Source organism: Bacillus methanolicus (genome assembly GCF_028888695.1).
GTDB lineage: Bacteria > Bacillota > Bacilli > Bacillales > Cytobacillaceae > Bacillus_Z > Bacillus_Z methanolicus_B.
This window is the reverse complement of record NZ_PNFF01000002.1, coordinates 974,223-1,000,106: the sequence shown is the minus strand read 5'-3', so window position 1 is coordinate 1,000,106 and position 25,884 is coordinate 974,223. Positions and strand designations below refer to the sequence as shown.

At 39.3% G+C, this 25,884-nt stretch carries 17 protein-coding genes; 4 read left to right on the top strand and 13 right to left on the bottom strand.

Annotated features, from left to right (window positions below; translation table 11 throughout):
- The first annotated feature begins 139 nt into the window (after positions 1 to 139).
- A complete protein-coding gene (locus C0966_RS16595; protein WP_274856760.1) occupies positions 140 to 1,597 on the top strand; it encodes a PLP-dependent aminotransferase family protein in 1,458 nt (485 codons plus the stop codon).
- A 65-nt stretch (positions 1,598 to 1,662) separates the two neighbouring features.
- On the opposite strand, the gene C0966_RS16590 is transcribed toward C0966_RS16595, so the two are convergent.
- From C0966_RS16590 to gltB, 6 genes are all read right to left on the bottom strand, one after another.
- Positions 1,663 to 1,956, bottom strand: coding sequence for a DUF5316 domain-containing protein (locus C0966_RS16590; protein WP_274856759.1), 294 nt, complete (start codon positions 1,954 to 1,956; stop codon positions 1,663 to 1,665).
- Between the two features lie 145 nt (positions 1,957 to 2,101).
- Positions 2,102 to 3,094 carry a VanW family protein gene (locus C0966_RS16585; RefSeq protein WP_274856758.1) on the bottom strand — a complete coding sequence of 331 codons (993 nt, stop codon included), beginning with the start codon at positions 3,092 to 3,094 and terminating at the stop codon, positions 2,102 to 2,104.
- 448 nt (positions 3,095 to 3,542) lie between these two features.
- Positions 3,543 to 5,081 carry an MFS transporter gene (locus tag C0966_RS16580; RefSeq protein ID WP_274856757.1) on the bottom strand — a complete coding sequence of 513 codons (1,539 nt, stop codon included), beginning with the start codon at positions 5,079 to 5,081 and terminating at the stop codon, positions 3,543 to 3,545.
- 400 nt (positions 5,082 to 5,481) lie between these two features.
- On the bottom strand, positions 5,482 to 6,600 hold the full coding sequence (locus tag C0966_RS16575; protein ID WP_274856756.1) for an NAD(P)/FAD-dependent oxidoreductase: 1,119 nt from the start codon (positions 6,598 to 6,600) through the stop codon (positions 5,482 to 5,484).
- Between the two features lie 550 nt (positions 6,601 to 7,150).
- The gene (locus C0966_RS16570) at positions 7,151 to 8,632 is read right to left on the bottom strand and encodes a glutamate synthase subunit beta (protein ID WP_274856755.1); all 1,482 of its coding nucleotides are present in this window, start codon (positions 8,630 to 8,632) and stop codon (positions 7,151 to 7,153) included.
- 50 nt (positions 8,633 to 8,682) lie between these two features.
- A complete protein-coding gene (gene gltB, locus C0966_RS16565) occupies positions 8,683 to 13,245 on the bottom strand; it encodes a glutamate synthase large subunit (protein ID WP_274856754.1) in 4,563 nt (1,520 codons plus the stop codon).
- A gap of 124 nt (positions 13,246 to 13,369) precedes the next feature.
- Here gltB and C0966_RS16560 point away from each other — a divergent pair, with 124 nt between their 5' ends.
- Positions 13,370 to 14,272, top strand: a complete 903-nt coding sequence (locus tag C0966_RS16560; protein ID WP_274856753.1) for a LysR family transcriptional regulator — start codon at positions 13,370 to 13,372, stop codon at positions 14,270 to 14,272.
- A 377-nt stretch (positions 14,273 to 14,649) separates the two neighbouring features.
- On the opposite strand, the gene C0966_RS16555 is transcribed toward C0966_RS16560, so the two are convergent.
- The 4 genes from C0966_RS16555 to C0966_RS16540 all read right to left on the bottom strand — a co-directional run bounded on the left by C0966_RS16555 (position 14,650) and on the right by C0966_RS16540 (position 17,937).
- Entirely contained in the window at positions 14,650 to 15,405 is a 756-nt protein-coding gene (locus C0966_RS16555) for an amino acid ABC transporter ATP-binding protein (RefSeq protein WP_274856752.1), read from the bottom strand.
- A gap of 23 nt (positions 15,406 to 15,428) precedes the next feature.
- A complete protein-coding gene (locus C0966_RS16550; protein ID WP_274856751.1) occupies positions 15,429 to 16,142 on the bottom strand; it encodes an amino acid ABC transporter permease in 714 nt (237 codons plus the stop codon).
- Between the two features lie 12 nt (positions 16,143 to 16,154).
- Positions 16,155 to 16,862 (bottom strand): amino acid ABC transporter permease, encoded by a 708-nt coding sequence (locus C0966_RS16545; protein WP_274856750.1) that lies wholly within the window; start codon positions 16,860 to 16,862, stop codon positions 16,155 to 16,157.
- A gap of 199 nt (positions 16,863 to 17,061) precedes the next feature.
- Positions 17,062 to 17,937 (bottom strand): transporter substrate-binding domain-containing protein, encoded by an 876-nt coding sequence (locus C0966_RS16540; protein WP_274856749.1) that lies wholly within the window; start codon positions 17,935 to 17,937, stop codon positions 17,062 to 17,064.
- 462 nt (positions 17,938 to 18,399) lie between these two features.
- Here C0966_RS16540 and C0966_RS16535 point away from each other — a divergent pair, with 462 nt between their 5' ends.
- On the top strand, positions 18,400 to 19,563 hold the full coding sequence (locus tag C0966_RS16535) for an acyl-CoA dehydrogenase family protein (protein WP_274856748.1): 1,164 nt from the start codon (positions 18,400 to 18,402) through the stop codon (positions 19,561 to 19,563).
- Positions 19,564 to 19,788: 225 nt separating this feature from the next.
- Here the strand turns inward: C0966_RS16535 and C0966_RS16530 are convergent, their stop codons facing one another.
- Positions 19,789 to 21,045, bottom strand: coding sequence for an McrC family protein (locus tag C0966_RS16530; RefSeq protein WP_274856747.1), 1,257 nt, complete (start codon positions 21,043 to 21,045; stop codon positions 19,789 to 19,791).
- A gap of 2 nt (positions 21,046 to 21,047) precedes the next feature.
- Positions 21,048 to 23,363 carry an AAA family ATPase gene (locus tag C0966_RS16525; RefSeq protein ID WP_274856746.1) on the bottom strand — a complete coding sequence of 772 codons (2,316 nt, stop codon included), beginning with the start codon at positions 23,361 to 23,363 and terminating at the stop codon, positions 21,048 to 21,050.
- A 235-nt stretch (positions 23,364 to 23,598) separates the two neighbouring features.
- Here C0966_RS16525 and C0966_RS16520 point away from each other — a divergent pair, with 235 nt between their 5' ends.
- The gene (locus tag C0966_RS16520) at positions 23,599 to 24,144 is read left to right on the top strand and encodes a hypothetical protein (protein WP_274856745.1); all 546 of its coding nucleotides are present in this window, start codon (positions 23,599 to 23,601) and stop codon (positions 24,142 to 24,144) included.
- A gap of 116 nt (positions 24,145 to 24,260) precedes the next feature.
- Here the strand turns inward: C0966_RS16520 and tnpC are convergent, their stop codons facing one another.
- Complete coding sequence (gene tnpC, locus C0966_RS16515) at positions 24,261 to 25,844, bottom strand: IS66 family transposase (RefSeq protein WP_274854033.1); 1,584 nt, start codon at positions 25,842 to 25,844, stop codon at positions 24,261 to 24,263.
- Positions 25,845 to 25,884: the final 40 nt, after the last annotated feature.

The window sequence follows — 25,884 nt, the reverse complement described above, 5'->3', positions numbered from 1 at the left end:
TTCCCTCCATTGTTTATGACTATTGATTATGACTGTATTTTAGAAGGGAACATACCCTTTGTCATCATCCATTTGGATGGATATGAAACCAACCAAATTTTATATAATGGAGATAGGAAACTGGCTTGGAGGGTTTGCAATGGAAAACTTGGGGTGGAAACCAAATCGCCTATCAACAATTCCTTTACATAAACAGATTGAAGAATATTTAAAAGAAAAAATCCTCAATGGAGAATGGACCGTTGGAACGAAAATCCCATCCCAACGAGCATTGGCTAAAGCATTTGAGGTAAACCGAAGCACTATTGTTACGGCATTAAATGAATTGACGGCCCAAGGTTTACTTGAAGGAAAAAGCGGAGGGGGAACAAGGGTTGTTAATAATACTTGGAGTCTTCTGACATCCACGACACCCCCCGATTGGAACGCTTATGTAAAAGCAGGGATTCATGAACCCAATTTGCCAACCATTCAAGAGATAAACAAAGCCGAGTTCTACCCAGACATCATTCGCTTAGGAACAGGAGAACTTTCACCTGAGCTCCTTCCATACGAACAAATGCAAAGAATATTTCCGCGGATTTTCGATCGGAAAATGTCTTTAGGATATGAGGAATCAAAAGGAGATTTTTTTCTTCGCAGCCAATTAACAAACCATTTAAAAAGGTTGGGAATTAATACTTCTCCATCATCAATTTTGATTGTTTCCGGGGCTCTTCAAGCCTTGCAATTGATTTCAATCGGCCTTTTGAAAAGAGGTTCAACGGTTTTACTCGAAAAACCATCTTATCTGTATTCTGTTAATGTTTTTCAATCTGCCGGCATGAAGTTGGTTGGCGTTCCTATGGATGAACATGGTATCCGAACTTCATTAATTGAAAGATATAAAAAACAATACAATGGATCGTTGCTGTATTTGATACCATCATTTCATAATCCAACAGGCACACTCATGACGGAAGAAAGAAGAAAACATATCATGAAAATATGTGAACAATTAAGCTTGCCCTTAATCGAAGATGATGTTTATGGGGAATTATGGATAGACGAGCCTCCTCCTTCCCCTTTAAAGGCAAAAGATAAACATGGACACGTATTGTATCTGGGCAGTTTGTCCAAAACGTTAAGCCCGGGTTTGAGGATTGGCTGGATTGTCGGTCCGGAACCGGTCATTGAACGATTGGCAGATATTAAGATGCAAACCGACTATGGCTCTAGTTCGTTATCGCAAAAAGCTGCTGCTGAATGGTTAGCAAGTGATTTATATCAGAAGCATCTTGAATTTGTCAGGGAGCAGCTAAAAATTCGAAGGGCAGCAGCAATGGAGGCTTTGGAGACTCATCTGAGCGACATTGCCACATGGAATTTTCCAAAGGGCGGCTTTTTCATTTGGTTAAAAATAAAACCAAAATTATCAATGAGGAATCTTTATGAAATAGCATTATCTAAGGGAATACTCCTTAATACGGGAAATATTTATTCCCAAGAACCAAACCAATACTTGCGGTTATCTTACGCTTATGCTTCATTGCCGGAACTTAAGCAAGGAATCTATCAACTTAGTCAAATCATTCGAAGTTTGGGAACTGATTCTTAAGGGTCTGACTCCTATTGGAGGAGTCAGACCCTTTGTTTATTTTTACATTGTATCTACTTATTTATCTAAGTTGTCACCATATAGCAAACAACGGCAGCTGCAAGATTAGGCAAACCAAACAATAGGAGAATATTTACGGTTCGCAACCGTTCTGAACGGTCTTCCTTTGTTTCAGAGGAAAAATTTGCCCTCATTCTATCACCGCTTACAAACGCACCAACGAAAAGACCAGAGGCTAAAATTGCTAATAATCCAATACCGCCGGAAATTTTTATGATAAGATTCCAATCATCAAGAACGATCGAAACAACAGAAACCAACATTAAAAAAACAATCCCAGCCAAAAACGACTTTTTCATTTTCCCGCTCCCTCCCACTCTAAATTTCTAAAAGTACCATAATTTTACCCTACGGTTCTCTTGTTATTTAATGAAGGATTCTTCGAGGGAACTTATAATTTCATTAAAGAATAAATCCAACCGTTAATTTCTGTCTATCATTTAATCATTTTTTTAAAAGGGCTTGATTCGCTTTCGACGTTCTCACCTCTACGGTTAGAGACCCTTTCTTTACATATGCTTTCAACAGCAATGGTACACCTGTCGTATTCTGAAATCTAAAATCCAATCCTCCATATGATACTGTTGCATCTCTTCCTTTTGGCACATACCCGACATTCACCGAATGATGATGCTTCTCTATATAGGCAACCCCCAGTTTATCTACCGCATTATACAAAGTAGATGACGTTTGGCAAATGCCTCCTCCAATTCCCATGACTAATTTTCCATTGACAGCTTCCTCTGCTTTTTGATATCCATGTGCTGCGTCACTCGGTCCGACAGTCGTATTAAAAGAGAATATATCTTTAACCCCGATAATAACATTATTGATGGCCTGTGCAGATAGCTCGATATTTCTCGTTCTTCCCGCAACATTGCTATTGAAATAGGTTGTATACGAAGCAACCACCACTTCTCCCAAATGTGGAACTTCTTCAGGCTTATATTCGCTTTTGAAAACATATAGAGGCAACTCTACAGTCCCGCCCTTTTCCGAAGCCTTAATCACTTTTTCCGTTAACTCTGATTCTTCTAGTATCACTCTCGGTCTTCCCTTAATGATCTGACCATTTTCTCCTATCCTATCAGGAATCATTCTCTGGTCATATCCAGCCGTTGTTTCCGTTCCCCTTGCCAAAGTCTTTGCCCAGTTTTCAATTTCCGCTTTATACTTTTCGAAATTAGTTTTAAATCCCATATCCTTCGGATAAAGCGTTTTTATCACCTTCTTCGTATTTGGATCGACCACATTGACTACTATCGGCTTTTCTTCTTCTTTTTTCTTTTTTTCTTTCTTATACTGATCAACTTGCTGTTTTAAATCAACTACTTTTTTCTCTAACTCTTCTTCTTTTGCTGTTTTTTCTGAACATCCAATCAATCCTATTAAACTAGCTGCCAAAATTATGAAAACTGTCCATACAAGCTTTCTCATTTTTCTCCCAACTTTTCTTTATAAATTCTAAAACCTGATGCCGTCCTGAAAAATACATCAAAGGAGTTTCTCATACTCTAATTCTATTCTTTTCCCCTTTTCGATATTACAGATTTCTAAGGGGGAAAGCCCATCCCTTAAGAACGGGATGAGGGAAGGTCAGTTGCGAAGGGGGCTGACTTAAAAGTGTCTGGCTCCCTCCAGCAATGATAATATATAGAATTATTTTCTCAGAGTTTGTCTATATGTTGTATTGGAGGGGTCTGACCCTTTGTTTATGAGTCAGCCCCTTTCAAATATCCGGAAACTCCTGTGCTTTTTGCTGTATTTTGTCATTAATACTGATGTTAGTGAGAGATATTCGCCCTTGAATATAGCAAAGCCCATCCTATGGAATACGTCAAAGGATGAGCTTTTTTTAATTAAAAAACAGACGGATAAACGGCCATTAGCTTGCAGGTAATTGTTCTTTGCCTGCCTCTTTTACACCTCTACCAAACGTATAACGGTCGCCACCTACAAATAATGAAACTAGAAATCCGATAATACCGGCAATTAGTGCTAATATAAAACCGTGGTGCAAAGCCGTTTCAACTGCGCCTCTCATAAAATCAACAACCTGGGCGGGAATCTGTGCATTTTCTTGCATTAATATTTCTGGTTTTGCTATCTCTTGTACCTTATCAGCAGGCATTTTGGAGGCTGACGCAAATTCAGTCATCTTCTCTTTCAAATCATTGTTCACAATCGTCGCTGTTATCGCAGCCCCCATCACACCGCCAATATTGCGCCAAAATCCTACAATCGAAGAAGCGATTCCGATATATTTTTTATCAACGGATTGAGCTACAGCGTTTTGCGAAACACTCATAAGCGGACCAAGAACAATCAGCCCCAACGTGATCATGATAAGTGTTACCATCCACTTCGCCGTATCATGCGTAATGGATCCCAGCAGATAAGCCACGAGTATGCCGGCCGCCATGGAAAAAGCCATTATGGTACGGAAAGGAATTTTCGTACAAAGGAAACCGCCTGCAATTGCACCGATCATTATCGGAAGCATCATTGGCGTTAATACACTGTTCGAGTTTTCGTTCCCGATAACAGCCACTGAAAGAATAGGGAGATAAGTAATCGCAGAGAACATGATGGCTCCTTGGCAAAACACGACAATGCTTGTGCCCAGCACCATTTTATTTTTGAAAATGGCAAGAGGCAAAATCGGTTCCTTAGCCTTACTTTCCACTAGTAAAAACAACACAATCAATAAAGCCGCTCCAATAAACATCCCAATTATTTGAACCGAGTTCCATGCATAATCTTTCCCGCCCCATTCTAAACCGAGAAGCAGCAGAACGGTTGAAGAAATCAACAGCACTGTCCCAAGATAGTCAACTTTTGGTTTTTGATCTGACTTAGATTCCTTTAAAGCTAACAACAATGTGATGATAGAAACAATACCGAAAGGCACGTTCACATAAAAACACCATCTCCAGCCCAGCCAAGACGTCTCGGAAATCCAAGTACCAATTTGCGGGCCAAAAACAGACGAAATGCCGAATATCCCCGCAAAAACGCCAGACATTTTGGCAGCTTGCTTAGGATCTGTTGAAATCGAATAAATAATCGTGAACGAAATCGGAAAAATGGCTCCTGAACCAATCCCTTGAATAACACGATAGACAATCAGCTGATCGATTGTTTGAGCAGTTCCGCTTAAAGCAGATCCAATCAGGAACAAACTGATTCCGATTAAATAAAACAATTTTCGTCCAAATAAATCGCTCATTTTTCCGAAAACGAGCATGGTACTTGTTGCGGCCAGCATATAAGCAGTAAAAATCCAGCTCATTTTATCGAATCCGCCAATATCCTTGATAACTTGATTAATGCTGGCAGAAACTATTGTGTTATCAAGCGATGCCATAAAAAGTCCCAGTGCCATGGCTAAAATAACAAATGACATCCCTTTTTTTTGTTCCATTACTTCTCCTTCTCCCCCTTGTAATCATCTATTTCCCCTGAAAATAGAATAACACTTTATATGTAAAAAACAACAAAAAAAGGAAACATTTTTTCGACAATCAAAAAGATTCGGATTCTATTGAAATGATGTCCAGATCCAGACTTTCTTTCAAATGTGAATGAACAAAATCAGTCAGAACAACTCAATATCTTTTTGGATTTTGCCGGTCGGAACCTCTTTATTCTCGTTCAATACACGTATACTCCCGTTCAGAACCTCTTTACCCCCGTTCAATACATGATTACTCCCGTTCGGATCCTCTTTCCTCCCGTTCAATACGTGATTAACTTTAAGGCAAGTATCTGAAGCAGTAATGTATCTTCTTTACATAATACTGCAACGTAAAGGCGACTCGGAACTAAACATCAAGTGCTCCAGCTGGATCATATAGACTAAGATCAATTTCTGTTTGTTTGCCGAGTGCAAGTTTCGCAAGTTCAGAGCCGAGATAAGGGCCACTTGTTAAGCCTGAAGCTCCTAACCCATTTGCAATAAATAATCCTTTATAGTTGGGCAATGATCCGATGACAGGAAGAAAACCGGGTGTGAACGGCCGAAAGCCTACCCTTGTTTCAATCATGGTGCTGTTCGCTAAACCAGGCGCTACTGCCAAGGCCTTTCCCAAAATTTCATGTACTCCCCCTGCTGTCACTCGGCAGTCGAATCCTGCCTCATCTTCATGTGTTGCCCCTACGACAACTCGACCGTCTTCGAATGTGAGAATATACTGATCATTAGGAGGCATGACAACCGGCCACTGGCTCGTATCTATGTCTTGAATTTTAAGGTGTATAATTTGCGCCTTCTGGGGTTTTACTAAAAAATTGATGCCCAGCGGCTGTAATAGTTCTTTTGACCATGCACCTCCTGTGACAATCACCTGATCAGCCTCCAATATATTTTCATTTAGCTTGATTCCAGTGACCTCGTTGTCTTTAAAAACTAGGGTGGCATCCCCTTGAAGGAAAGTTCCCCCATTCTTAATGGCAGCATTGACTAAAGAGTTCCGTAAAGCTCTTCCATTTACACGAGCTCCTCCGCTGACATAAACAGAACCATATTCTTCAGATAATGGCGGAAACAGCTTCTTTGATTCAGTTGGGGATAAAATTGAAATCTCTCCGATTTCGGGTGCGTCCTCACGTCGTTTGCGCGCCCTTTCCGCCATCTTTTCCAGTTTATCCGCGTCTGTATGAAGACTGATTGCCCCTACTTGGCTATAGCCAGTATCTGTTTCACCATCTGCTTCCAAATGGTCAATCAAAGCAGGATAGTATCGCGCCCCGCCTCTCACTAGCTGATACCACGCTTTGTTGCGCCGCTGCGAAAGCCAAGGACAAATAATACCCGCTGCGGCATCCGTCGCCTGTCCTCGGTCAATACGATCAACCAACGTAATATCAGCTCCGGATCTTGCCAGGTGATAAGCGGTAGACGCACCAAGAATTCCAGCTCCAACCACAATCATTTTTTTCATTAATAATCACCTTTTCTGAAATGACTCAATTTCTTATTTGCTAATTATTCTTAACTGCTATTATTTTTATCCGGTATGCAAGTTGTTAACAAGTTACTGCATTTCGACTGGATGTTACTGCTTAAAGTACGAGCAGGAATATATAAAAGTAAAGAAAGTGATGGATTAACTTATAATAGCATAAACACTATTAGAATTATTTTTAGCATATATTTAGAGCATCAATTCGATAATTAAGAATGTAGAGGTTATAATAAAGGAAAAATAGCTCTGTTCAGTAACGAAAGGGTGGTGACTTTCCATAAAAAATCGTGATAAAAGGCGAAAAAAGAAACGGGACTTCTTAAAGGATTACTTGAAAAATAAATTGAAAAATTGGAAGCCTAAACTTGGCAGAGAACCGGTATCCAACCATGAAACGCCTTCACACCAAAATAGGAACCTTGATTAGAAAACAGTTCGTTTAGCCGGCTGCTTTTTATTTATCATTCTTTTTTCACATAAAAAATTCCTCTTGAAAACAAAGAGTTTTCAAGAGGAATTTCTCACATTACGGCAAATTGGTCGCACCCATCATGAATCGGTCCACTTCTCTCGCCGCTTCCCGGCCTTCGTGAATCGCCCAAACGATTAAGCTTTGGCCTCTGCGGGCGTCTCCGGCTGCAAATACTCCTTCGACGTTTGTTGTGTATTTGCCGTACGGCGCTTTTACCTTTTTGTTGACGGTTTCGACGCCGAATTGCTGCAAAATAGGCTGATCCGGACCTTCAAAGCCGATGGCGATAAATACTAAATCACATGGCCAAACTTTTTCGGTGCCAGGAATTTCTTTAAATATTGCATTGCCATTTTCATCGATTATTTTTTCCATTTGAATTGTATGAAGTTCTTTGACCCGACCATGTTCATCGCCGACAATTTTTTTCGTCTGAATGCAATATTCCCGCGGGTCAGTGCCGAATTTCGCTTTTGATTCTTCATACGCGTAATCAAGTGAAAATACAAGCGGATATTGCGGCCACGGATTATTATCCGACCGTTCTTTCGGCAATGCCGGGTGCTTGCCAAACTGCACAACGCTTTTGCATTTTTGACGCAATGCAACGGCAACACTGTCAGCACCCGTATCACCGCCGCCGATTACAATGACATGCTTATCTTTCGCATCGATGAAGTTGCCATCTTCAAAATTTGAGTCAAACAAGCTTTTCGTCGCACCTGTTAAATAATCCATCGCAAAATGAACGCCTTCAAGCTCTCTTCCTTCAATCGTGAGGTCGCGTTGTTTTTGCGCGCCGATGCATAATACGACGGCGTCATATTGGGAACGCAGCTCTTCGGCTGTGATATCTTTTCCGACTTCCGTATTTGTTACGAACGTAATCCCTTCTTGTTCTAAAAGTCGAACTCTCCGCTCGACAATTTCTTTTTCGAGTTTCATATTTGGAATGCCATACATTAATAATCCGCCGACTCGGTCGGACCGCTCGTACACTGTTACCGAATGGCCAACTTGATTGAGCTGGTCGGCGCAAGCAAGACCGGCAGGCCCGGAACCGACAATCGCCACTTTTTTTCCTGTTCGTTTTTGCGGAATTCGCGGCTGAATCCATCCCTCAGCAAATCCTTTATCAATAATCGCCCGCTCGATTCCTTTGATAGCGACTGCCGGGTCGGAAATCGCTACCGTACAGGAACCTTCACAAGGCGCAGGGCAAACCCTTCCGGTGAATTCCGGGAAGTTGTTTGTTTTCAACAGCCGCTCAAGAGCTTCCTTCCATCTGCCTCGGTACACTAAATCGTTCCATTCAGGGATTAAATTATGAATCGGACAACCAGATGTTAAGCCGTTCAATTCCAGTCCCATATGGCAAAACGGGGTCCCGCAGTCCATGCAGCGGGCACCTTGTCTTGCGAGCGTTTCATCGGAAAACGCAAAGCTATATTCTTTCCAATCCTCCAGGCGAGAAAGAGGGCCACGTTTCGTTTCTTCTTCGCGAGTATATTCCATAAATCCTGTTATTTTTCCCATTTGTGTTTCACCCTCCTCTTCATGAAAAGATGAACGAGATAACGATCATTTTATTTAGCGACCGCTTGTAATGCGATTGGTTCGTTTACCGCAGCTTTTTTTCGTTTTGCTACTGCTTCGAATGCAGCCATCATCGCCTCATCTTGAGAAAGCCCGGATTGTTCCATCGCTTTAATGGTTTCGATCATCAATTTGTAGTTTCTTGGAATAACTTTCACAAATTTATCTTCATACTTTTCCCAATTTGCTAGAATATGAGATGCTTTTCTGCTTCCGGTATATTGATAATGTTTCGTAATCATTTGATGTACTTCGATAACATCTTCTTCATCTTCGAGACGCTCGAACAACACTAATTCTTTATTCGCTGTTTTTTGCCATTCGTTTTCATCATCGGCCAACACATAAGCGATTCCTCCGGACATTCCCGCCGCAAAGTTTTTCCCGACGGATCCAAGGATCACGACACGCCCTCCTGTCATATACTCACAGCCGTGATCGCCGACGCCTTCAACGACAGCGTTCACGCCGCTGTTTCGAACGCAGAACCGTTCGCCGGCGCGTCCGCGAATGTACGCTTCTCCGCTCGTTGCTCCATAGAAAGCGACGTTGCCGATAATGACGTTATCCGCAGAAGCAAACGATGCCTCTTCTGGCGGATGGACGATCACTTTTCCGCCGGATAACCCTTTTCCAATATAATCATTTGCATCGCCAACAAGCGTCATCGTCATTCCTTTTGGAATGAAAGCAGCAAAGCTTTGTCCGGCAGATCCTGTGAAATGAAGGCGAATTGTGTCTTCCGGCAGCCCTTCTTCCCCATAGCGTTTCGAAATTTCGCTTCCCGTAATCGTTCCGGCATTGCGATCTACATTACGAATAGGTAGGTGCAGCTCGACTTTTTCTTTTCGCTCAAGCGCAGGCTCGACTGCCGGCAAAATTTTGTTGAAATCAAGAGTTTGTTCGATTTTATGCTGCTGTGGACGAGCAAATGTCCGAGGACCGTCTACTTGATAAAGTAAACGAGACATATCCAAATGCTTCGCTTTCCAATGTTTTTTCGCACGCTCGCTTACTTTTAAGACGTCGACTCTTCCGACCATTTCATCCACCGTGCGGAAACCGAGCTGTGCCATAATTTCACGCATTTCTTGGGCTATGAAATACATAAAGTTGATCACGTGTTCCGGTTTTCCCATAAACTTTTGGCGAAGCTCTGGATTTTGCGTCGCAACGCCAACCGGACATGTATCTAGATGGCATGCGCGCATCATCACACAGCCTAAAACGACAAGCGGGGCTGTCGCAAAACCGAATTCTTCGGCGCCAAACAATGCGGCCATCACGACATCGCGGCCAGTCATTAATTTACCGTCTGTTTCAAGCACAACGCGGTCGCGCAAACCATTTAACATTAATGTTTGGTGCGTTTCCGCAAGACCTAACTCCCACGGAAGCCCGGCATGCTTAATGCTCGTTTTTGGCGACGCTCCTGTACCGCCGTCATATCCGCTTATGACAATTACGTCCGCACTTCCTTTCGCAACTCCCGCCGCAATCGTACCGACACCTGTTTTCGAAACAAGTTTCACGCTAATCCGCGCATCTCTATTGGCGTTTTTCAAATCAAAAATAAGCTGTGCCAAGTCTTCAATCGAATAAATATCATGATGCGGAGGAGGAGAAATCAATTCTACACCAGGCGTCGATCCACGTACTTTTCCAACCCACGGATACACTTTGTTGGCAGGAAGCTGTCCGCCTTCGCCGGGTTTTGCCCCTTGCGCCATTTTGATTTGCAATTCATCCGCGTTTACTAAATAATGGCTTTTTACACCAAAGCGGCCGGAAGCGATTTGCTTGATCGCGCTTCTCTTCAGATCTCCGTTTTCATCCGGCATGTAACGGCTCGGATCTTCTCCACCCTCACCGCTGTTGCTTTTTCCGCCGATGCGGTTCATTGCGATGGCAAGCGATTCATGCGCTTCTTTGCTTAACGAACCGAAGGACATCGCTCCTGTTTTAAAGCGGCGTACAATCGATTCAACCGGCTCAACTTCCTCAATCGGAACCGAGGTTCTTGTTTCATCAAATTCAAACACATTTCGCAAAAAGGCCATTTGTTCTTCATTTGCTAATTTTGAATATTCTTTAAAAAGCTTATAATCATTTTTCCGGCACGCCCATTGAAGCATATGAATTGTTTTTGGATTGAATGCGTGATGTTCTCCGTTCCGTCTCCATTGCAGTTCACTTCCCGGATCTAATACATCGTCTTTGTATGACGTTTGGAAAGCAGCTGCATGGCGCATTTTTGCTTCTTTGGCAATTTCGTCCAACCCGATGCCGCCGATTTGCGACGCCGTACCTGTGAAATATTGTTCAATCACTTCTTCACTGATGCCGACCGCTTCAAAAATTTGCGCACCGCGATAGCTTTGCACCGTCGAAATTCCCATTTTCGACATGACTTTGACAACGCCATCGGTAACCGCCTTTTTATATTTGTTAACCGCTTCATGATAGGAAAGCGAAATAATTCCGTTTTCCACGGTGTTTCGAATCGTTTCAAGCGCTAAATACGGATTGACCGCATCCGCACCGTATCCAATTAAAGCGGCAAAATGATGAACTTCCCTCGCTTCGCTGCATTCGACAATCATGCTTACGTTCGTGCGTGTTCCTTGACGAACCAGATATTGATGAAGCGCGCTTGTGGCAAGCAAAGTCGGAATCGCGACATGTTGTTCGTCGACGCCCCGGTCAGACAAGACAAGAAGCACCGCGCCGTTTTCCATCGCCTTTTCCGCTTTTTCAAAAAGTTCGTCGAGCGCTTTTTTCAAATCGCCGGTAAATAATGTCGGAATTGTCGCACATTTAAACTCAGGATACGGGTTCGACTTTAGCGCCGCAAGTTCTTCGTTTGAAAGAATCGGTGTATCCAAGCGAATGCGGCGGGCGGCCGATGCATCAGGATGAAGAATATTTCCTTCCTTGCCGAGAAGCGTCATCGTCGATGTCACAATATATTCGCGAATTGCATCAATCGGCGGGTTGGTGACTTGGGCAAATAGCTGTTTAAAATAGTTAAACAAGCTTTGCGGACGGTCTGACAACACCGCAAGCGATGCATCCATTCCCATCGAACCTGTTGGGTCTTTTCCTTCATTGACCATCGGAATGATCGTTTTTTCTACATCTTCATACGTATAGCCAAACGCTTTTTGCAATGTGACAAGGTTTTTGACCGGCTCCGTATCTTCCGGAATATCCAGATCATTTAACGTAATCATTTGTTCGTTCAACCATTTACGGTATGGTTTTTCTTTGGAAATTTCTTCTTTAATTTCCTGATCAGAAATAATCCGGCCTTGTTCTAGATCGACTAAAAGCATTTTCCCTGGGCTTAACCGGTCTTTATATAGCACGTTGCTTGGTTCAACATCGATGACACCAACTTCAGATGAAAAAATAATATAGTCATCTTTTGTCACATAATAACGCGCCGGCCTTAAACCGTTGCGGTCTAAAATTGCACCGATTTGCTTTCCATCCGTAAACGAAATCGCCGTTGGGCCGTCCCATGGTTCCATTAAGCAGCTATGGTATTCGTAAAACGCCTTTTTGTCATCGTCCATGTCGTTGTCCCAAAACCATGGTTCCGGAATGAGCATCATCGCCGCATGGGCCAATTTTCTCCCTGCGAGTACAAAAAATTCAAACGCATTATCTAAAATGGATGAGTCGCTGCCGTTCATATCTAAAATTGGTGTAATTTTTTCCAAATCCTCACCGAAAAGTTCGGATACGAATTGCTTTTCCCGCGCCATCATCCAATTGACGTTTCCTCTTAATGTGTTGATTTCGCCGTTATGAATTAAATAGCGGTTTGGATGCGCTCTTTCCCAGCTAGGGAATGTGTTCGTACTAAAGCGTGAATGAACGAGAGCAAATGCTGATTGAAACCGTTCGTCCTGCAAATCGATGTAATATTCATCTACTTGTTCAGGTGTAACCAATCCTTTATATACAATCGTCCGGCTTGAGAGGCTGGCAAAATAACATTCATTATTTTGAAAAAGCTTTTCCGCTTGTTTGCGAATGACATACAATTTTCGTTCAAATGCAAGCTCCTTTTGAATGTCGTCGCTAGCTGCGATAAACACTTGACGGATGAACGGTTTACTTTGTTTTGCTAATTTTCCGATTTTTTCGACATTTACAGGCACCGTACGCCAGCCTAATAACCTCTGCCCTTCTTTTTCGATGATTTTATTGATTTCTATTTCGTAATACGCTCTTTTCTCCTCATCTTCAGGCAAAAAGACCATGCCGATGCCATAACGTCCTTTTGGCGGAAGGTTCATGTCTCCACATGCCGCTTGGAAATATTCGTGCGGAATTTGTACCATAATACCTGCACCATCGCCTGTTTCCGGATCGCTTCCTTGCCCGCCGCGATGTTCAAGCTGGCGAAGCATATGAAGGCCTTTTTTAATAATATCGTGTGACGGCTTTCCTTTTAAATGAGCATAAAAGCCGATACCACACGCATCATGTTCAAATTCAGGACGATAAAGCCCTTGTACTTTCGGTATTCCGTATTGTTTCATCTTCTTTCCCTCCCGTTCCATTTACAATGTAAGTATTATTTTAGTTTTCAAAAATAATATAAACAATATATAATTTAGATTAAATTAATCTCATTTTGATATAAATAGCAGAGAGGGAAGGAAAATGGAACTAAGACAACTTCAATATTTTTTAGAGGTGGCCAAACGGGAACACGTTTCCGAAGCGGCTGAAGCTCTTCACGTCGCACAATCCGCCATAAGCAGACAGATTGGCAATTTAGAAGCCGAACTTGGAGTACAGCTATTTGAACGGGAAGGACGAAATGTGAAACTCACCCCTGTCGGCCGGCACTTTTTGCCTCATGTTGAAACAGCGCTAAAAGCAATTGAATTCGCAAAACAACAAATCGAAGAATATTTAGATCCGGAACGCGGAATAATCAAAATCGGATTTCCAACTAGTCTGGCAAGCCATACGATGCCAATGGTCATCTCCGCTTTTAAAGAAAAACATCCGAATGTTTCGTTTCATTTGCGCCAAGGATCTTACAAATTCTTAATCGAAGCGGTGAAAAATAGAGAAGTCGATTTGGCTTTTCTCGGGCCGGTTCCGAAGGGAGAACCGGGAATTAAAGGGGAGATTTTATTTTCCGAATCGTTTGCCGCTCTTCTTCCAAACAATCATCCGCTCGCCAAGCGAAACAGCTTAGTACTAAACGAGCTGCGCAACGAACCGTTTGTGACATTTCCTCAAGGGTACATTTTGCATCAAATGGTGCTTGATGCCTGCCGACAAGCAGGATTTTCACCGATCATCTCATCGGAAGGCGAAGATTTAGATGCAATCAAAGGGCTCGTCTCCGCAGGGATTGGCGTCACTCTTCTTCCGGAAAGCGCCCTTTATGAGACGGTGCTCCGCTTCGCAGTAAAGGTGCCAATCGAAATGCCGCATGTCAAACGAAACGTCGGTGTCATTATTTCCGATCATTACGAACTCGCACCATCCGTTAAAGTGTTTTATCGATTTGTACAAGACTTTTTCTCAACGCTGGAGAGATATCAGTAAGAAAAAGGTTCTCGCATATTGCAGTAAGTTTGATCTGAACTCTTGCATTCTTTTTTGTTTTCAAACATTGCTATGAAACACTTGTTGCTTTGTCAAATAGCCATTCAACAATTTGGCCTTCTCTTTCTGCAAAAAGATGGATTTGTTGAATTAGGCAAAAATGGATCTCCCTAAATTCATTACCAATTTTTACCCCCATAATAAAAAAAGCAGGATTCCTTAATTGGTTCCTGCTTTTTTTTAAGACTATCTGCGCAACGTACTCAACATGCCTCGAAAATTGGAAGTTTGTCTCTCTTGATTTCCTTGGTTAGACAAATATTTCTAAATAATGTTATTGATTTACAAGATTCTGCAAGCCAAATTTTTTGCAAGCCTCAAATATAATAAGTAAAATCCTCTGTTATTACCCGCTTTAAGAACTGTTTTGTTCTTTCTTCTTTTGGCCGGGTAAAAAATTCTTTAGGTGGTGCTTCTTCTACTATAACTCCGCCATCCATAAAGATCACTCTGGTTGCTACGTTTTGCGCAAAAGACATTTCATGAGTAACAACCAACATGGTCGTTCCTTCTTTTGCAATTTTCTTCATAACTGCTAAAACTTCACCGACTAATTCCGGATCCAGTGCAGAAGTTGGTTCATCAAATAGAATAATGTCCGGATTTAAAGCAACTGCTCTTGCAATGCCTACCCTTTGTTGTTGTCCACCTGATAATTCACTGGGATAAGCATTGTATTTTTCTGACAGCCCTACTTTATCCAATGCTTTTTTCCCAATTTCAATCGCTTCTTCTTTTGGAACCTTTCTTCCAATAATAAGCCCCTCTGTTACATTTTCTAGTGCTGTTTTATTATTAAACAGGTTATAATTTTGAAATACAAAAGCAGTCTTTTTTCTTATTGTATGAATTTGTTTTCTTGTTGCTCGATGAAGATCAACATGAATATCTCCAAAAATTGCTTGACCTTGATCTGCTTTTTCAAGAAAATTAATGCATCTAAGTAATGTTGTCTTACCTGATCCGCTTGGTCCAAGGATGACGACAACATCCCCTCTATCTATTTTTAAGTCCACTCCTTTTAAAACTATATTCTTTCCAAATGATTTATGTACATTTTTAATCTCTAACATGTGATCCATCTCCTGCTTCAATCTTAAGCATTGGCTACTCTATACTTTCTCAAGCGTTTTTCATACAGCTTGAATAAATATTCCACTAAACTACATATAATCAAATATACAAGGAATATATCGATATAAGCTTCCAGATAATTGTAGCCTTCATTGGCTGCCACTTTTGCTCTTAAAGTAATTTCTTTCAATGACATTGCATAACCTAAAGATGTAGCTTTAATAAGATTGACAGTGGCTGTACAAATATTTGGAAGGGCTACAACCAATGTTTGAGGAATGATAATCCTTCTAAATGCCTGTACATTTGTTAGTCCAACTGATTGGGCGGCTTCCAGTTGTCCTTTGCTGACTGTGCTTATTGCGGAACGAAATACTTCTGTAAGAATAGCTGTCGTATTTAAGGAGAAAACAATGAATGCGTACCAAATTGGATTGACTTCGTAAATACTCGTTTCGATGTTATACTTTTCAAAAATCGTAGTTAACAATAGTGGAACACTGTTATAGATAATAAAAATTTGAACAATAACCGGAGTTCCTCTTACAAAAGAAACATATACTCGTGCAAATTGATCTAAAATTGGAATTTTATTTATTCGAGTCAGTGCAAATAAAAAACCTAATGGCAACGCAACCAGTAATGCTACAACTGTAATGATCAGCGCTGTAGGCACCCCTGATAATGCTACAAAAAATGTCTCCACTAAAAATTGATAATCGATTCCTTGCGACACTTTATCACTACCTTATGTCGTTTTTATTACTTGTTTACCTTTACTGAATATTTTTTCTAATTTCAGGAAAATCTGTTCAATGATTATTGAAAGCACCCAGTAAATAATAGATAACCCAAGATAGATTTCTAATGCATGAGCATTATAGTTACTACTGATAATCAACTCGGCTTTTCCCATCACATCGATCAATCCGATTGTATATGCTAAGGACCCTTCTTTAAGCAGCTCTAGCAAACTATTACCGAAGTTTGGCAATGCTACTACAAAAGCCTGCGGTAAAATGATTCTTCTGTAGGCTTGTGTATTACTTAACCCTACACATACTGCAGCTTCAAACTGCCCTCTGTCTATCGATTCATACGCTGTTCTGATTACTTCAGACATTGCCGCAGCAAATTGTAGTGAAAAAGTTATAACGACAAATACAGCTGTATGAATGTTGTTCAAATTTATACCGAAATTTATTGCAATTGCCGGAATGCCATAATAAGTTAGAAAGAGCAGAACAATAGATGGTGTACATCTTATTATTGTCGTATAACCATAGGCGATTTTTTGAGCAATCTTACTTTTTCCTAATTTCATGACTGCTAAGATGAAACCTAGGAACGTTCCAAACAGAACGGATAGACCGGCAACCATAAATGTTACTTTCAAAAATGGTATTAACTCTGGTATTGACTCGAATATATATGATACATCGAAATATTTTTCCATGTTTCATCTCCATCATCGGTTTCCGCATTGTAATCAATTTTCATTTAATAAATTCAAAGACTTAACGGAACAAAGCTTGCCACTTTCTAATTATTAAGGCGACCTCACACTTAGCAACCTTAATAAAGAAAGTGACAAGTTGTAACTTTAATGATTCATTTATTTCGGGAAATAAGTCATGCTTTCTTGATTACTTTTATTATCTTTTTACTCTATCCAATACCTCGAACAGATCTCTGCCAAAGTATTTTACGCTTAATTCATTTGTCTTCTTTTCTTCTTTCAGCTGCTTAATAGCTTTATCATAAGCATCTGCCAATTCCTGTTCATTTTTATTAAACAATGGCCAAGTTTTGATGACAGCGAACTCATTGTAAACAACCTCATCAGCTAAATGGTGGTATGGACCATCCTTTGCAAGTACTTGATTTTTAAAAGGACCTTCAATCATTACACCGCCGTCAACCCGTCCTTCATTCACCCATTGAACGACATCAACTGTGAATTGATCCCCGGCTTCCAGTTTCACTTGATTGTCCGGGTTAGCCTTATTGTATTCTTCAATAATTGTATATTGAGCATTGTTAGCGGCAATTGGCGCTAAGGTAAGTCCGGCTGAGGCAAAATCGGACAGAGTTTTAATATGTTCATTTTTTTTCTTTAACACAAGGCCCGTACTGCTCAATCCAAGGAATTCCTTTGGATAGAGAAATTTCTTCGTTCTTTCCTCAGTCCAGAATGCATTCTTAACACCTGCCTGATATTTACCTTGTTCAACGCCTAACAATAAGTCATCACTTGTTGTTCCTACGAATTCGAATTCGTATTCTGGAAGCAATTTATCAACCAATTTCATAACTTCTACATCATATCCGGTTGCTTTCCCATTTTCATCTGTATAGGAAATAGGTTTTGAAGATTGGTCATATGCTATTTTTACTTTCCTAACTTCTGAATTATTGCCTTCTGTTGCATTAGAAGTTGAACCAGAGGATGTACTTGATCCACATCCTGCTAATAGTAAGACTAATGCTAAACCTGCTGCTGCCCCTTTCAAAAACCTTTTATTTCTCAATCTTATAACCCCCTCTATTAATCTTAATTTTTAAAATTTATTGGTTTCTTTAGATTCTTAACTCCATCTTTCACTACAGCAATTTCATATTTTTATATAGTTTCGCCTTAGTTTTACCGTGAGCGAAAATAGCTGCACCACCTTTCTCATTTTTAAATCTAAATCATACTATTTTTATAGGTTAAGTATGTAAATAATTTTTTTAATAATAATTCTTAGACATTTGAAAGTCAACTGTTCAAGTAAAATTTTTGTAAGAGGAAAAAAATCGGAGTAAGGAATTTTATTACATTTACCCTTGATGGGATTTATTGATACTTGGCACAGATATATAATTTTTCCAAGGTGTATGCTACAATAAAATATTATTTTAATATTTAGTTAATTGAATCGTTGTGACTGTCTGTCTTTGAATCTAATAAGATGAATAATGAACGGAATTTACTTAAGGAAGTGTGAAACGTGTCGAAAAATTTATTTATTAAAACTGATATCCAAAGAGAATGGATCGAAAAACTATTAAAACATGAAGAAGCGTTTAAAAGTGAGGCAAAGGAAAGCGATGAAAAATCAAAGTTTCCAAAGAAGAATATCCAAACGCTTGTAGATATGGGATACACAAAAAGTATCCTGCCGAAAGAATACGGAGGCGAGGGGCTTCGTGTAACAGATATGATTCTTTTCCAGGAAACGATTGCTAGTTTTGATGGTGCGACCGGATTGGCCATCGGCTGGCATCAAAGTGTCGTTGGTGAATTATTCGAGAAAAAACTATGGGAAAATCATAAGCTGTCCAGTTTTGCAAAAAAAATATTGAATGGTGCTTTAGTGAACAGAGCAGCTAGTGAAGCGCAGACCGGCAGTCCGACCCGCGGCGGCCGCCCCGGAACGTATGCAGTGAAAAAAGGAGATAAATGGATTATTTCAGGTCAAAAAACGTTTACGACCATGGCGCCGGTTCTTACCCATTTTCTTGTAACTGCATGGGTGGAAGAAAAGGAAGCAGTTGGAACTTTCTTAATTGAAAGAGAGGCGAAAGGCTTATCTATTAAAGAAACTTGGGATGTTATTGCCATGAGAGGAACAGAAAGTCATGACCTTGTACTTGATAACGTTGAAATAGAAGAAGAAAACTTTGTAGAGCCAAATCAAGAATCAAAAAGCAATAATCTGAATGGCTGGCTTTTGCATATTCCGGCTTGCTACTTAGGGATTGCACAAGCAGCTCGTGACTATGCCGTAAAATTTGCCTCCGTATATTCACCAAATAGCATAAAAGGAACGATTAGTGAATTGCCGAATGTGCAAAGTTTAATTGGCCAAATTGATTTAGAATTAATGAAAGCGAGACACTTTTTATATAGTGTAGCGGAAGCTTATGATGATGAGTCGCGCCGTTCATATATTACAAATGAACTTAATGCGGCAAAGCATATTGTTACAAACTCAGCCATCAATATCGTCGATAAAGCGATGAGAGTAGTTGGAGCTAAAAGTCTTCAATTGTCAAATCCATTGCAAAGATATTATCGTGATGTAAGAGCAGGCCTTCACAATCCACCAATGGATGATATGACGATTTCTAAATTAGCTCAAACAGCTATTAAAGAAATCAAAAAGAAATAAAACATTACTCGAAGTTGGAAAATAGTATAACTTATTGGACATTCGCTGGACAAAGAACAGGCGCATGAATTACTCATGCGCCTCTCACAGATCCCTCATGCGTGCCATAGCATACAACACCTCAATGATTACCCCGTTGGGCTGCAGGATTTTTATTTTGTAAATCCCCATATCTATTTTGCAATAAACATTCTTTTATACCTAAACTTATTGGTCGAGCTATATTTAGCATATTTTTAAATATTCCATTAAATCATTTTTTATTTCATCTAAATTATCCCTACAAATATCAACATGAATAATTGTTATTTTAACAATCCCATTTTCCGTTTCCACTTCATATTCACCAAGAGGATTCATCAATCCATTATTAACGCGGAACATCGGATAAACTAAGATAATGTTTTTGCAATTATATGCCAGTGAATACGAAAGCATTTGATAAATATCTGCTTGTGATACGTTTACGTCTAAGCCATGGATCGGATTTTTATATTTTGCATCAATGATCGTTTCGATTTTTCCATCTTTAAAAATCGTTATATCTGGTTTTAACAAAAATGTTTTTTTCTTTTTATCTAGATATTTTTGAGGCTTATGATAAAGAACTGAATTCCCTTTTAAACCTTTTAAAGCTTTGAAAACCGTATATTCAAATAATTCATTTAAAGGAACTAAAAATGTAAAGGTATATTCATCCCCATTAGACATGCCAGCTTGTTCATTATAATAAAATAATTTTGCTAAATTAAATAACGGCAGATATCGGTAATTTAATCTATTAAAACGAACCTTATCAAAAGTTGTTTTGTTTAATGTTATTGTCTGGACATGTTGTAGATACAGTAGTCCTGTTTTTAACCTTTTCTTATTTTCAGCTATTTTTGTTATTCGTAAAAGTTTTTCAATAGTAGTTTTAAGAATTTGGTTTAGAAGGGTATCCTCCGTAAATTCTTCATAGATTACATAATGCAAATGATTGAGATCATGATTTCTTAGCAGGGATTTTTGAAACATGATTTTCCCTTTAATAAACTGTGTGTTTTCTTCAATTGGCTCGTATTGACGATGAACATTTACCTTGAATTGATTAAGAAATTCTTTAATAAAGATCGCTATAAATATTTCCAAAATATCATTTTGATATTTTGAAACCATCTTTGGAGTAGGTATTTCTTTTACCTTTAAATAGTTCGAGTAAGTGAGAAGACGAAACAATAATTGTATAGAACGCTCCTTCTCTGCTTCTATTTCTCTTGATTCGCCATCTCGGAAAATTTTAGGAAGAATTTGTATTTGTAAATTGTTAGATGCAACAAAGCCAACATATTTCTTTAACAAGACTCGGTTATCTGAACGTATAATTAAATTTTGGCTACCCCAAATCCGTTCAAAAGACTGAAGCTCTTTCGTTTGCTCCGGAGTAAGATTAACAAAACTAGTTCGATCTTCAAACACTGTAATCATTTCTGAAGGCTTCATCTTTACTTCTCCGTGTAAATGGCCATAATTGCTTGTTCAAACTCAGAATATTGATGATTATTGGGCTTTATACTTAAGTAATTAACATTCCCATATTCATCCAAAAATTTTGAGCCAATAATTTCTTTGATGGTTTCAAAGTCTTGATAAAAATACTCCATAAGCAAAGGAAGAATTTTATAGTACCATGTTTTATATAAATCTTCTAAAGTGATGATATCCATAAAGTAAGCATGCCCAACTCGATGATCCCTATCTAAATGCTTTTGAATTCTTTTATTCAGAGCATCTAGCAATTTGTCTAATTCTATTGAATTATTGACCCTTGAGCTTATATTTAAATAAGGTTTGATAAAAATTGAAGGATCAGGTTCAACCTCAAGAAATGAGAAACGCCTTCTTAATGCTGTATCCAACATCGCTATTGAACGATCAGCTGTATTCATCGTACCAATAATATATAAGTTTTCAGGAATTGTGAAAGACTTTTTAGAATAAGGCAAAGTAACACTTACACTATTTCGCTTATCTTTCTCAATTAATGTAATTAATTCTCCAAAAATTTTAGATATATTTCCTCGATTAATTTCATCAATGATTAAATAATAAGGCTTAATATCATTTGAAGAAACGTGCTGTTTCTCTTTTTCCTCTACGTGCACCAGCTTAAGAATATCGGAAATAGATATTCTTGTTAGTTCATAAACTGTTTTTAACGTTAATATTTTCCGCCCATTAAGTTCAAAAATGTCTACTGGTTCCTCAAACTCTTTTAACCATGCTACTTCTCTTGTGTGAGGATAAATCATATTTGTTTTGTATTTATAATTACCTTTTACAATTGCTATATCCCGAATAGTTGTTGGACCATCATAGACAAGAATAATATCCCCAATGCTCATTTGATTCACGAGATTATCTAAGCTGCTAGCATCTTGAAACGGCACAGGTTCATCATCTAATCTTTCTTTATTTAAACTTGTAAATATATCTTCATATGAGAAATTTGTTAGATCTTGATTTTTGAGCCAACCGACAGCGATCACTTTCTTTTTCTTGCATTCATTATAAACATCATCACTGCTTCGTTGTCCCAATGACACTTTCCATATCTTTGAAGAATCACGTATTAACTGAATGTCATCTGAGTGTATATCTGCTTTTAACAATTGAGTAGATGCAGACTCTACAAATTCTTTTAGAATACCGTCTTCAATTTTATATTTAAGATCAGTGTTGTCTTCATTGCTGAGTTGAGGACGAATTCCTTCAATAAATTCTTCATATGAGTATGATTGATGGAAAGTGACAAATTTAACACGCTCTTCCTTCTGTACAGTATCAAACTTCACATATTTACCATTTCGTTTCGTCTCAAAACATTCGATGATCTTTTTTGTAGCATAAGTTTTACCTGTTCCCGGTGGACCATAGAGTATTAGGTTGGGATTAAATTCCAATAAATCCGCGTATTTTTTGTACTCTTCTAATTCTTCCCAATGGACTTCTGCATCATCATGTTGGTGATCTTCTTCTTCCCTAGGATTACTAACATCGTTTATAGATGAAGTTCTAGGTGTTTTTCTTCTGCCAACTAATATGTTGTCATAAAGCTGAATAGGGTTATCGACAATAAAATACCCCTTGTCTTCCAGCTCTGATAGGACACTTTTAATATATTTTTCTTTATTTGGAGCTATATCTTCTTGTGCATACTTTAATAACTGATTTAACGAATATTTTGTTGGGTTTTTTTCGTTGTATAAATTTTGAAGAGGAGAATAAGGATTCCAAGCCCCGTTTTGATATATTTTTATACCTACAATTTGTGTATCATGGTTAACAATAATATTTATATCATTTTCTTTCGTATCTATTGCAGTATTTTCTAGAGTAATAAATATTTTTCTTTCATTTTGAAAACGATAGAGTGTTGGATGATCAGGTGAATTGGGTGAAAGTTTTATCTCGAAAAAACCACACCCTATAGTCGCCTTAGATATTTTATTAAGTAAATTAATGTCATATTCAAAGTATGGATATTTAATAAATTTTTGAACACTCACAGGTTCTTCAAATTTATGTACTTCATCAAAAAAGACGACCCAGTTATCTTCCTTGTGAATTCTGTTTGGCTTCTCACCATAGCCCTTTACTTTCCAAAGAGCATTAATCTTCGAATTAAAAATCGGGAAAACATAATCTCCCGGCTTAATGCCTCCATACCAAGGATTGCCCTCTGGACCAGCAGCATAGAACTTCTCTTCTATCTGCTCCGGCTTATCCTTTCCAAATTTTCCGAAAAAAATTCTTCCCATTTCTTAAACTCCTTTACTTTTGCAACATGCTAATTATTCCCTTATTATCATTTTATACAAGAAAAAAGGGAATTTTAAGATAATATATTTCTTATTCTGGTCTTAATTAATAGCTGATCAAATTTTATTACATTTGTAAACATTAATAGTCTCACCTTTTTAAACAGTCACATAAACAAGGAAAGAATGTTAAACAATAGTAACGGTCAACAAAGATATGTTATGAGGTGATTGAATGAAAGTATGGTCTAAGTTTTTCATCTGTATATGTTTGCTATTTGCTTTTCATTTACCTGTTCAGGCTCATAATCATGCCATTCCAAAACAAGTAGTAAATATCAAACATGTTGCAAAAATAAAGGATTTAGTAAATGGCTCAACATTCATTGCTTATGGTTGGTTCGATACTACCCATCAGAAACAACCGTTAGAAAAATCTGTACAGGGTGGGCAGCTCGTCAATTTTGTACAAAGCTTTCATATCAACAAATATGTAAAGGGAACCGGTGACCGTATCATCACCGTGTTATCAACCGGAATTGAACCACTTCCTCATCCTTTAAATCCTATCAATAAAGTTTACCCGGGACCGATGGCTGAGGGTCAATATGTTTGCTTTCTAAAACCTGTTCCTGGAACAGAATTTTATACCATTGTCGGAGGATGGCAAGGAGTCTACCCTGTTTACGAAGGAAAAACAATTACCCTGCAAGAAGAAGGTTTTCCAGAGTTAAATCAATTATCGCTCCGACAATTAGAAGCAAAAATTAAATCGTACTAAATACTGTACACAGGATGGGGTGCTGGTATGAGAAAAAAGTGAAGTGCTTTTAAATTCATTTAATGTAAGCGTCAAATAATCCCCACCTAAAAAATAGATGGGGATTTCGTTATGATTTAGGTATTCTTTTTAAACACTCGACAAACTAAGGGGATGGTTGATGACCAAGGCATTAATTGATCCAAGGCATCTTTATCTTTGGTATCCATGTTTGGTAATTTCTCAAAGAGATAAGTGAGATAGGTAAATGGATTTAAGTTATTCTCTTTAGCTGTCTCAATCAAACTGTATATTGTCGCACTGGCCCTAGCGCCTCGGGTGGTATTGGCAAACAGCCAATTTTTCCGGCCAATGACAAATGGCTTGATCGAACGTTCGCTGCGGTTATTATCGATTTCTAAACGGCCATCTTTTAAAAAGCCCACTAATTTATCCCATTGGTTCAGGCAATATTGGATTGCTTGGCCTAGGGCGCTTTTTGGGAGAACTTTTGGTTGTTGAGTTTTAAGCCATGCTGAAAAAGCCTCCAGCACTGGCTGGCTGCGTTCCAAACGACTTTGATAGCGTTCTTCAGGGGTTGAATCCTTTAAGTCACGCTCTATCGCAAAAAGTCGGTTACAAAAATCGAGCCCTTCCTTGGCAGCTACCGGAGCTGGTTGCTTTGAAGCCGGCAGAGCCTTTAAGGCCTCATCAAACTTGCGCCTTGCATGCGCCCAACAACCGACCAGGGTTACATGAGGAAGCCCTTGATAACCCGAGTAGCCGTCCACATGAAGGTAGCCCTTGAAACCATTCAGAAACTTGCGAGGATGTTCCTTTCCCCGTGTCTGTTGGTAATCATAAAGAGTAATCGGCGGACCTTCTCTTCCTGTGCGATAAAGCCACATATACGAAGTGGATGTGGCCTTTCGGCCCGGTTCATGGAGCACCTGTAAAGTGGTTTCATCCGCATGGAGAATATCCTGTTTGAGTAAATGATCCTTCATCCGATCATAAATTAAACGCAGCCACTGATCTGCGCCATAGATCATCCAGTTCGCCATTGTCTGCCGGGATAAAGTAAACCCAAGTCGTTCAAACTGCTTTTCTTGTCGATAAAGAGGCAGCCCTTCCACATATTTTTGGCACATCACATACGCCATGCTTGAAGGGGAAGCTAAGCTGCCCGGATAGACAGGCTCCGGCATAGACGCTGTCACAATTGGGGTATTGATCTCCTCATGTTCACAACGGCGGCAGGCGTAGACATAACGGACATGCTTTACCACTTTTACTTCAGCCGGAATGACTTTGATTTCTTGACGCACTTCCGTGCTCATTTCATGTAAAGATCCACCGCAACACGAACAAACCTGCTCTTCTGCGGAAAGACGGTATTCAACCGTTTCCGTAGGCAGGTCTTCCAGCATCGATTCACGTTGACCACGTTTTTTACGACGACGGTAGGTAATGGTTTCAGAAGCAGGCTCCTCTAAAACGGAGGCTGCTTCTACCTCTGCTTCATTAAAGAGCGAAAGCTCTAATTGATCGGCATGTGTTTTTTCACTTGAAGAGCCAAATCGTCTTTTTTGGCTGAGGCGAAACTGCTCCTCATACCATTTCAGTTTCGCAGTAAGTTCAGCCACTTGCTTTTCAAGAGATTCACAACGCTTTTGAAAATATTCAGTTGGTTGGGTGAGTGTTTTCGTTGTCTTTTTCATACTTTATCTATTCGACAAATGATGATTCATTCCTTTTAAA

Bases quoted from the DNA above. Each gene is read 5' to 3' on its own strand.
- C0966_RS16595 (WP_274856760.1), top strand. From the start codon at position 140: ATGGAAAACTTGGGGTGGAAACCAAATCGCCTATCAACAATTCCTTTA.
- C0966_RS16590 (WP_274856759.1), bottom strand. From the start codon at position 1,956: ATGAAAAAGTCGTTTTTGGCTGGGATTGTTTTTTTAATGTTGGTTTCT.
- C0966_RS16585 (WP_274856758.1), bottom strand. From the start codon at position 3,094: ATGAGAAAGCTTGTATGGACAGTTTTCATAATTTTGGCAGCTAGTTTA.
- C0966_RS16580 (WP_274856757.1), bottom strand. From the start codon at position 5,081: ATGGAACAAAAAAAAGGGATGTCATTTGTTATTTTAGCCATGGCACTG.
- C0966_RS16575 (WP_274856756.1), bottom strand. From the start codon at position 6,600: ATGAAAAAAATGATTGTGGTTGGAGCTGGAATTCTTGGTGCGTCTACC.
- C0966_RS16570 (WP_274856755.1), bottom strand. From the start codon at position 8,632: ATGGGAAAAATAACAGGATTTATGGAATATACTCGCGAAGAAGAAACG.
- gltB (WP_274856754.1), bottom strand. From the start codon at position 13,245: ATGAAACAATACGGAATACCGAAAGTACAAGGGCTTTATCGTCCTGAA.
- C0966_RS16560 (WP_274856753.1), top strand. From the start codon at position 13,370: ATGGAACTAAGACAACTTCAATATTTTTTAGAGGTGGCCAAACGGGAA.
- C0966_RS16555 (WP_274856752.1), bottom strand. From the start codon at position 15,405: ATGTTAGAGATTAAAAATGTACATAAATCATTTGGAAAGAATATAGTT.
- C0966_RS16545 (WP_274856750.1), bottom strand. From the start codon at position 16,862: ATGGAAAAATATTTCGATGTATCATATATATTCGAGTCAATACCAGAG.
- C0966_RS16530 (WP_274856747.1), bottom strand. From the start codon at position 21,045: ATGAAGCCTTCAGAAATGATTACAGTGTTTGAAGATCGAACTAGTTTT.
- C0966_RS16525 (WP_274856746.1), bottom strand. From the start codon at position 23,363: ATGGGAAGAATTTTTTTCGGAAAATTTGGAAAGGATAAGCCGGAGCAG.
- C0966_RS16520 (WP_274856745.1), top strand. From the start codon at position 23,599: ATGAAAGTATGGTCTAAGTTTTTCATCTGTATATGTTTGCTATTTGCT.
- tnpC (WP_274854033.1), bottom strand. From the start codon at position 25,844: ATGAAAAAGACAACGAAAACACTCACCCAACCAACTGAATATTTTCAA.